This window comes from Aerococcus viridans (assembly GCF_002871935.1).
GTDB classification, from domain to species: Bacteria; Bacillota; Bacilli; order Lactobacillales; family Aerococcaceae; genus Aerococcus; species Aerococcus viridans_B.
Genome location: NZ_PNHQ01000033.1, coordinates 1 through 7,422 on the forward strand (window position 1 = coordinate 1; position 7,422 = coordinate 7,422).

Below are 7,422 nucleotides of genomic sequence, written 5' to 3' on the forward strand. Positions count from 1 at the left end.
GACACCCTTGCCATTAGCTAACAGTTCCTACTGCCAGGCCTGTAGTGGACTTTCACCACCAAGTTAGCGCCCATGCCGGGCGCACCAAGTAAAAAAGCCGAGATATTCATCTCGACTTTCATTTACTGTTATTCATACGTATACATTAGCTAGAAGGCACTTTAACATACTCATCGATATCTTTAAAATTGACAATTGTTTTTGATTCGCAAATTTCTCGCATTTCTTCATCAGAATAATCCCAATAAATTTTAACAACTGCTGAGTTTGTTAATAATTTTTCAATTCTTCCTACCATGTTGCGTTCACGGAAGGTGAAGCGTATTTCGTCTCCTATATCTGGTCGTACAGACTCTTTTACAGTATTGATGACTTCCACTGCCTCATCGTACGGTAAATCTAGTAGCGATGCAATTCTGGATTTACTTGTACCACGACGTAACTCAGTTCCGACTAATTCTTGCATTTCATCTGTGACTTTAATACTCATATATAGCCTCCTAGTTAACCATGCGCCTTCTAATTGTTATTATACCATATTTGGTATTTTAATAATAATTTAAAGGCTTAACCTATTCAAAAGTGGCTTTTTATCTGGTTTTTTCTAAGAGAAAATATTTCTCCGCCTCTCTATAAGTTAAATTAAAAATGTCTTTCTCATGCTTTTTTAAGAAATTTTCAACCCTAGATTTGACTGTTTTTGCATCATCAAATAAGATCTATCTAATACTTTAGTTGACAAAAACTTGCGAATATACAAACAATTCTCACAGGTTTTAGCAAATAAAACGACATCTGCTTAGCATCATTTGTTGATGTTCATTCATTTCTGTTCTTAATCCTGCTAATTTACCATAAAATCCCCTATTGAATACCTGCTAATAAGTCTACCAATTGATTTTTAAATCCTTGACTGGAAATACGTTCTACCACTCGACAATTCGGTGTACGTTTAAATTCTTCTTCCCAATCCACAATATTATAGCCACGTGCGAATTGTCCTTGTGTTTCAACATCCACGTAATATTCAGTCGCTTGAAGCATCAATTCTGGTACGGCTGCAACAGCTACTAGTAGAGAATCTGTACATGTAATGCCATCAATACCTCGTTTAGCCAATTCAAACTCACGAACAAACATATTAATATCCAGGAAGAATTTTGACCCTTTTGTATTTAGTGCTTGGATTTCCTCAATATCTTCTTCATACATGACACCAAAGTCTAGAGAAGCATCCCAAGTTACCATTGTTTTAGCAGTCGTTGCATTTAAGACAATCCTTGCTGCTTCAGGATCTACATAGAAATTATATTCAGCTGATACATTCATATTTCCTAAACGGTTATTAACGCCACCCATAATCCAAATATGTTTGATATCATTCATAATTTCGGGTGCTTTTTTTATTGCCATCGCAATATTGGTTAAAGGTGCTAAAGCTAGAATTTCAATTTCACCAGGATTTGCTTTAATAGTATCGATAATAAAGTCTACTGCATGCTCATCTTCGGGTTCTTGTTGGGGTTTAGGAAAAACAGCATCTCCCATGCCGTTGCCTCCTTGAATTTCCTCAACTGTATCATGCTTCGCATTCGGTAAAGCTGTCATAGGACTTTGGTAACCCTTATAAACAGGGACCTTGTACCCAGGATTATAGGTTTCAATAGTGGTTAAGGCATTCTCAACTTCTTGATCAAAAGCTACATTTCCTGCCACAATTGTTACACCTTCAACTTTGAAATACTTTAAAGCCATCAAAATCGCTGTTGTATCGTCCCCAGCTGTATCCGAATCAATAATTACACGTCTCATAAATATTAAACCTCCCAGGTATATTTTACTTATCTATCTTAAATTATAGCCTATATTATTAATTGGAGATAGACGATGTTGGCTGAAACTTAATTTATGAACTTAGTTATAGTCACGAACTATACTCCTTATTCAAACCAACACGAAGCAGTAACCTATATCAATAAACAGATAATTCATTCAAATATTATTGAAGCAATAAAAAAGATGTGGTTTGATAACCACATCTTTTCTTACGTTTATTTGAGAAATTTATTTATCTTCGTCGTTATTGGCAAAACCATCCAAACGACCTTTCACGTCTTCTTTTGCATCGTTAAAGGCTTTTTTAGTATCGTTTACCTTTTCTTCTACTTCACCGCGAGCTTGTTGGCCTTTACCTTTACCTTCTTGCTCTTTGTCACCAGTCACCTTTCCGACTGTTTCATTTACTGAACCTTTAATTTTATCGAAAGTACCGTTGTTTTCATCTGTCATGCTATCAACCTCTTTCTTTATAATGTATATACATTATAGCATATATGCAATTGATTACAAACGAAAAGGCTCTCTTCAATTTATACGTTTACAATATCCATTTGTTAATTATAGATATTTATAGAAACGACACATGTGAATGCTTATCCTGATTACACTTTCATATCAAATATTGAATTTAAGACAACTAGCGTGCAAAATGTTTTGATTTTCTATGATCTTCTTTGATAAGCAAAAACTCAAGAACATTGATATATCAACATTCTTGAGTTTATATGATGAGCTTTAATATACTCAAAATGGAGGTGAGGGGATTTGAACCCCTGTCCAAACACTCCGATTATATAACTTTTACCACTATAGTTTATTCTCAAATTCGCGCACTAATGGTGAATAAACAAACCAGTTAGATTGCTAGTCTGATTAATCTCTTTTCCTTACTCCAGACGGAAGTTTAGAACGTAACCTACTATAATAGGACTCGGCACCAACGCATAGGTGACGCTGGGCGAATCTTAGCTAGCTGTTATTAGGCAGCGAAAGCTAAAGTGTTTGTTTCTTGTTTGTCAGTTATATTTAAACTGGTAACGTTGTTACGAAGCCGTAACCTCCGAGTAGTGGTCATACATCGGGCAATGCCTGTCGAATCCAATAACACCCCCGCGAATGTATCCTTAATTATATCATATATTTCACTAATAGGTCAACATAGCCGAGTTCCCTTCACTCAAGACAATGAATAAAGAAAATCGCTGATGATAAACGATTTTCTTTATTTATATTTATTTATCCCTTTTTCTTTAGTAGCTCTACCCCATTGAATGTGACGGACTAGCATTAGAAACATAAAGGCAATCCCGAAATAACCAGCAACGTTATAAACAATGTTTAATAAAGAACCAAATGAAATCATTGAACCGATAATCAAACCAATAAAACCGATAATTAATGTAAGAACTTTTTGCTTTTTAGTACCATCATCTGAGAAGTTAGATACTGTATTCCAAAGTAATGTAACAGCAGTAGTAAAGATTCCTATCATGATAATAGCAACAAAGAAGTAAGCTAGGTAAGGATGAATCTCATTAGCTAAAGACAAAGTAGGAACAGCTGATCTACCCACTAAATTGAAGGAAGCCATGAAACCAAAATAAAAAAACAAGAATCGCAATACTAAAGCCCCCTCCACCGATTAAACCAGAATATGCGGCATCTTTACGTCTGTTAGCTTCTCCCCCAGCTTGGCTATGAAAACCTGCAAATAAGATAGGGTTATACCCTACATAATTAAGACCTGACACAAGCCAATTCCCTGACGAAGTCTGAATTTCTCCATTTGCCAAAGCACTTTCGATTGAACTTGATATATTGGGTAATTCGTTAAAGTTGGTGATTAAACCATATAAACCTAGTAACATGGCAACGATAGCAATCATAGGTCCCAAACTCCCTAAAATATTAGTTAAGGCTTCTAATCCAAGCATTACAACACCTGCAACCACTATAAACATCAGTATTGAGCCAACAATGATAGGTGTATCAAATTGCCGGTTTAGTGTCGCACCGGCCCCGCGATCATTACCGTATAAGTTAAGAAAATAACTACAATAGAAAGGTATTCATAGAATTTACCAATCATTTTATTTGAATATAATTCAAAAATATCATTGGTATTTTCTAATTTATCTTGGTGCCGATATCCAGTTGTAAATAAGGTATACCCCATAAAAGCAAAGCATAAAAACATGACAAAAATTGAAACAAGCCCCATCCAACCTTTTGAAACAAAGTATTGAATGACTTCTTGACCTGTTGCATAACCAGATCCAATGAGTGATGCCATCATTGCACCAGCCATTACCATTACGGTTTGCCACCTACTACTATTTTTATCCACTTGTAAATATTCCTTTCTTTTTGTTAAGTTTTTTTCAAAAAAATACACAATATAGTATATCATAATTTATAAATTTGTAGGTAAAATAAAGCTTGTTGTATCCCATTCTCTTCGGCTTTTATCTATAATATAGAATTTATCGATAATAAAAAAAGTGAGTACAAGCAAGGGAAATTTGCTTGTGTACTCACCATTAAACTTTATATGATTAAGAAATATCCTCATGATCAAGATCTGTTTCTTGATCATTGATTTCTTTACGCGCAAAGTGATCTGTTTGGTTAAATGCCTCAAGATGATATAAGCCATCTTGATATCTTACAACAGATACACTCGCATTATCTAGCATGGAATCGATCTTAAATTGCGGAATTAATTCATGAATCATATTACGGATAGTCATCCCATGACTCACAATTAAAATCGTTTGATCGGTTTCTCTATGTTTTGTAATCACATCAATCAAACCTAATTCCACTCGCATCCAAAATTCCATAAAGTTTTCCGCATCATGATATGGATCCATTTCTTTGAAGGCATTCAATTCTAAGCGTACACTTTCATCCGAAGTTGCTCCAGTATAGGAACCATCATTACCAGTAGCAATCTCTGTTACTTTATCCCACAACCCTCTTGCGTCTAATCCTTCAAAAGAACCAAAGAAAACTTCTCTAAACTCTGGACGCTTTTCTATTTCAATATCTTTGGCAGTTGCTTTATTTTCATCTAAAATAAGTTCTGCTGTTTTTACCGTACGTTGTAGATCACTCGTATACACTGCAGAAAACTCAATATCGGCCAATCCACGACCGCTGCTACGTACATCTTCTTCTCCGCGTGGCGTTAGTGGCGCATCAGCCCACCCTTGCATACGTCCATAATAGTTTAAATAAGTTTCTCCATGACGCATGAAGTAAATCGTCACACCTTTTGACATGAATACATTCCTCCTCAAATTACACTACTCTTGGTCTTATTGTACCATTTCTATAAGCGTGTAGTAATTTTTTTAATTGCACAACTTGATCTTCTAACCTCAGCCCAACATCCGTTTGACGAACTTGTAATCTTTCAAGCTCTTTATCGATAATTCTTCGAGTAGACACAATGTCCGTTTCATGTTCTACTGCGTCCGCTACACTTGAAAACGGCTGATGACTAACTAAAAGCATACCAAATGAATTGTAAAGTAAGGTATAACCAGCTAGTCCAGTTGTAGGTTGATAAGCTTTTGAGAAACCACCATCAATCACTAGTAATTTGCCTTCAGCTTTAACTGGGTCTTCCCCTTTACGTTCCTTAACTGGTGTATGACCATTGACTATGTGTCCCCTATCTGGTTGAATACCAAACTCTTTTAGTATCAGTTCAGCACATTCTTTTTCATTCCGTAGCGTATAGTAAATATTCTTCGGTTCATGATGCGTTTCTTCATCTTCAATATAGTAACGCTCAAAAGTAGTCATTTTGGTCTTTCCAAATAATGATGATCCTTCCCCTTGCCATATATACCACATATAATCTAAGTCTGGATTTTCATCTTCATTGGTTCCTTTTGCTGCATATGCTTGACGCATTGATTTCTCAAACTGATCTAACAATTCACGTCCCGCATATGAACGACCGTGAATCTCGACAGACATAAATGACATATCATCATTCATTGGAATACATCCATGGTATAACAAGTTCTCGTTATATACTTTATACAATGATCCTTTACTATAAAGATAAGCAATGTGCTTTTGTAATCGCTCCGAATTTAAAAATCCTGCTTGCAATTTAGCCATCACATACTCCTCATCTTCTGTAAGTTTGAATGGATCTTCTGGATTTACTGTAGGGAAAGTCGTATTTTTGAGAGCATATTCCTTTCCATCAACAAGAACAGTACCTTTTTCTAAATTTAATTTATCTAGGAACAATCGATTATCTGTCTGGAATTCAGGATGGCGTTTAATGACTTGTGCCTCCAATTTAAATTGTATAATTGTAATCGCCTGCTGCATCTTAGCAATTTGACTCACTTCTTCTGGAAAACGATCAATCGTGTCATCAATCTTAGGCATGAATTCTTTGATCGATTCATCCGGGTATGTTGCTTCTGCAAAGGCAACAAGTGGTCTTAGTGAAATGCCGTAGCCATCCTCAATGATTTCTAAATTATCGTACCGCGCACAAATTCTTAGCACGTTAGCGATTAAAACACGTGAACCTGAAGCGGCGCCCATCCAGATAGCATCATGGTTTCCCCATTGTATATCAATTGATTTCTGTGCTATCAATAAATCAATGATCTTATCAGGTGATGGCCCACGGTCATAGATATCTCCTAAGACATGTAAATGGTCAACAACTAATTCCTGCATTAATTCTGATAATGCCTCAATCAAACGATTTGCAGCATCTAATTCGATGACATTTTGAATAATATTCCAATAGTAAGAGCCTTTATTCGTCAGTATTGAGTCTTTAAATAAGAGCTCTTCAAGGATATAAGACATGTCCTTAGGCATTGCCTTACGTACCTTTGAGCGCGTGTATTTAGATACCACAAATTGACCTAATTCAATCATTCTTGAAATCGTCAGGGTATAAAACTCATTTTTCTCTTCTACACTTGTCATATCCATTAAAATACGTTCTAATTTTTCTTCTGGATAGTAAACAAGTGTCGCTAATTGATTCATCTCATTACTAGATAAGCGATTTTGGAAAATCTCACGAATTTTCTCTTTTATATTTCCAGAACCATTTCTTAATACATGTGAAACAGCATCATATTCGCCATGGAGGTCACTAATAAAATGTTCTGTTGCTTTTGGTAGTTCCATTATCGCTTCTAAATTAATGATTTCAGTTGTCACTGAGGCAATATCAGGAAATTGTTCAGATAATAATAATAAATAACGTTCATTGTAGTCCATTACTGCTTCACTCACTTTCTTTAAGCCATCATACCATGTTTTACAGAAGATAAAAATTGCAATCTTTCACCTGATAACATTTTTCAAATATTTGAATGTTAGAATCGCTATCATCCTTTATTCTAGTACATTTCTTATATTATATAAAACATTCTTTTATACGACCATTATTCGTTAATAATTGTACATAAAAAAGCATACCCATAAACTTTGCAGTTTAATGGCTCTACAATATATAGGACTGATGACTAAAAAAGTCATTGGTCCAATTTTTTTCGCAAAAAAACGAGGATTCCATTATCATTAAGT

At 35.2% G+C, this 7,422-nt stretch carries 8 protein-coding genes and 1 other RNA gene; all 9 read right to left on the reverse strand.

The window, feature by feature from the left end:
- Positions 1 to 145: 145 nt before the first annotated feature.
- Positions 146 to 490: a hypothetical protein gene (locus CJ191_RS08775; RefSeq protein WP_003142778.1), complete on the reverse strand. Its 345-nt coding sequence runs from the start codon at positions 488 to 490 to the stop codon at positions 146 to 148.
- Between the two features lie 374 nt (positions 491 to 864).
- Complete coding sequence (locus CJ191_RS08780; RefSeq protein WP_102199540.1) at positions 865 to 1,812, reverse strand: nucleoside hydrolase; 948 nt, start codon at positions 1,810 to 1,812, stop codon at positions 865 to 867.
- Positions 1,813 to 2,064: 252 nt separating this feature from the next.
- On the reverse strand, positions 2,065 to 2,289 hold the full coding sequence (locus CJ191_RS08785) for a CsbD family protein (RefSeq protein ID WP_070467020.1): 225 nt from the start codon (positions 2,287 to 2,289) through the stop codon (positions 2,065 to 2,067).
- A 297-nt stretch (positions 2,290 to 2,586) separates the two neighbouring features.
- Positions 2,587 to 2,951: a transfer-messenger RNA gene (gene ssrA, locus CJ191_RS08790) on the reverse strand.
- Between the two features lie 110 nt (positions 2,952 to 3,061).
- Positions 3,062 to 3,460: a hypothetical protein gene (locus CJ191_RS08795; protein WP_180960966.1), complete on the reverse strand. Its 399-nt coding sequence runs from the start codon at positions 3,458 to 3,460 to the stop codon at positions 3,062 to 3,064.
- Positions 3,405 to 3,800 carry a hypothetical protein gene (locus CJ191_RS08800; RefSeq protein ID WP_146001971.1) on the reverse strand — a complete coding sequence of 132 codons (396 nt, stop codon included), beginning with the start codon at positions 3,798 to 3,800 and terminating at the stop codon, positions 3,405 to 3,407. Before CJ191_RS08800 ends, CJ191_RS08795 begins: the two co-directional genes overlap by 56 nt.
- Before the next feature lie 41 nt (positions 3,801 to 3,841).
- Positions 3,842 to 4,153, reverse strand: a complete 312-nt coding sequence (locus tag CJ191_RS08805; RefSeq protein WP_102199543.1) for a hypothetical protein — start codon at positions 4,151 to 4,153, stop codon at positions 3,842 to 3,844.
- Between the two features lie 241 nt (positions 4,154 to 4,394).
- Positions 4,395 to 5,123: a histidine phosphatase family protein gene (locus CJ191_RS08810; RefSeq protein WP_070467016.1), complete on the reverse strand. Its 729-nt coding sequence runs from the start codon at positions 5,121 to 5,123 to the stop codon at positions 4,395 to 4,397.
- 19 nt (positions 5,124 to 5,142) lie between these two features.
- A complete protein-coding gene (locus tag CJ191_RS08815; RefSeq protein WP_102199544.1) occupies positions 5,143 to 7,113 on the reverse strand; it encodes a fructose-1,6-bisphosphatase in 1,971 nt (656 codons plus the stop codon).
- Positions 7,114 to 7,422 lie beyond the last annotated feature (309 nt).

What these genes read in the sequence shown, in the direction of transcription:
- CJ191_RS08805 (WP_102199543.1), bottom strand. Translation starts at nt 4,153, where the DNA reads ATGGTAATGGCTGGTGCAATGATGGCATCACTCATTGGATCTGGTTAT.
- CJ191_RS08800 (WP_146001971.1), bottom strand. Translation starts at nt 3,800, where the DNA reads ATGTTTATAGTGGTTGCAGGTGTTGTAATGCTTGGATTAGAAGCCTTA.
- CJ191_RS08810 (WP_070467016.1), bottom strand. Translation starts at nt 5,123, where the DNA reads ATGTCAAAAGGTGTGACGATTTACTTCATGCGTCATGGAGAAACTTAT.
- CJ191_RS08780 (WP_102199540.1), bottom strand. Translation starts at nt 1,812, where the DNA reads ATGAGACGTGTAATTATTGATTCGGATACAGCTGGGGACGATACAACA.
- CJ191_RS08775 (WP_003142778.1), bottom strand. Translation starts at nt 490, where the DNA reads ATGAGTATTAAAGTCACAGATGAAATGCAAGAATTAGTCGGAACTGAG.
- CJ191_RS08815 (WP_102199544.1), bottom strand. Translation starts at nt 7,113, where the DNA reads ATGGACTACAATGAACGTTATTTATTATTATTATCTGAACAATTTCCT.
- CJ191_RS08785 (WP_070467020.1), bottom strand. Translation starts at nt 2,289, where the DNA reads ATGACAGATGAAAACAACGGTACTTTCGATAAAATTAAAGGTTCAGTA.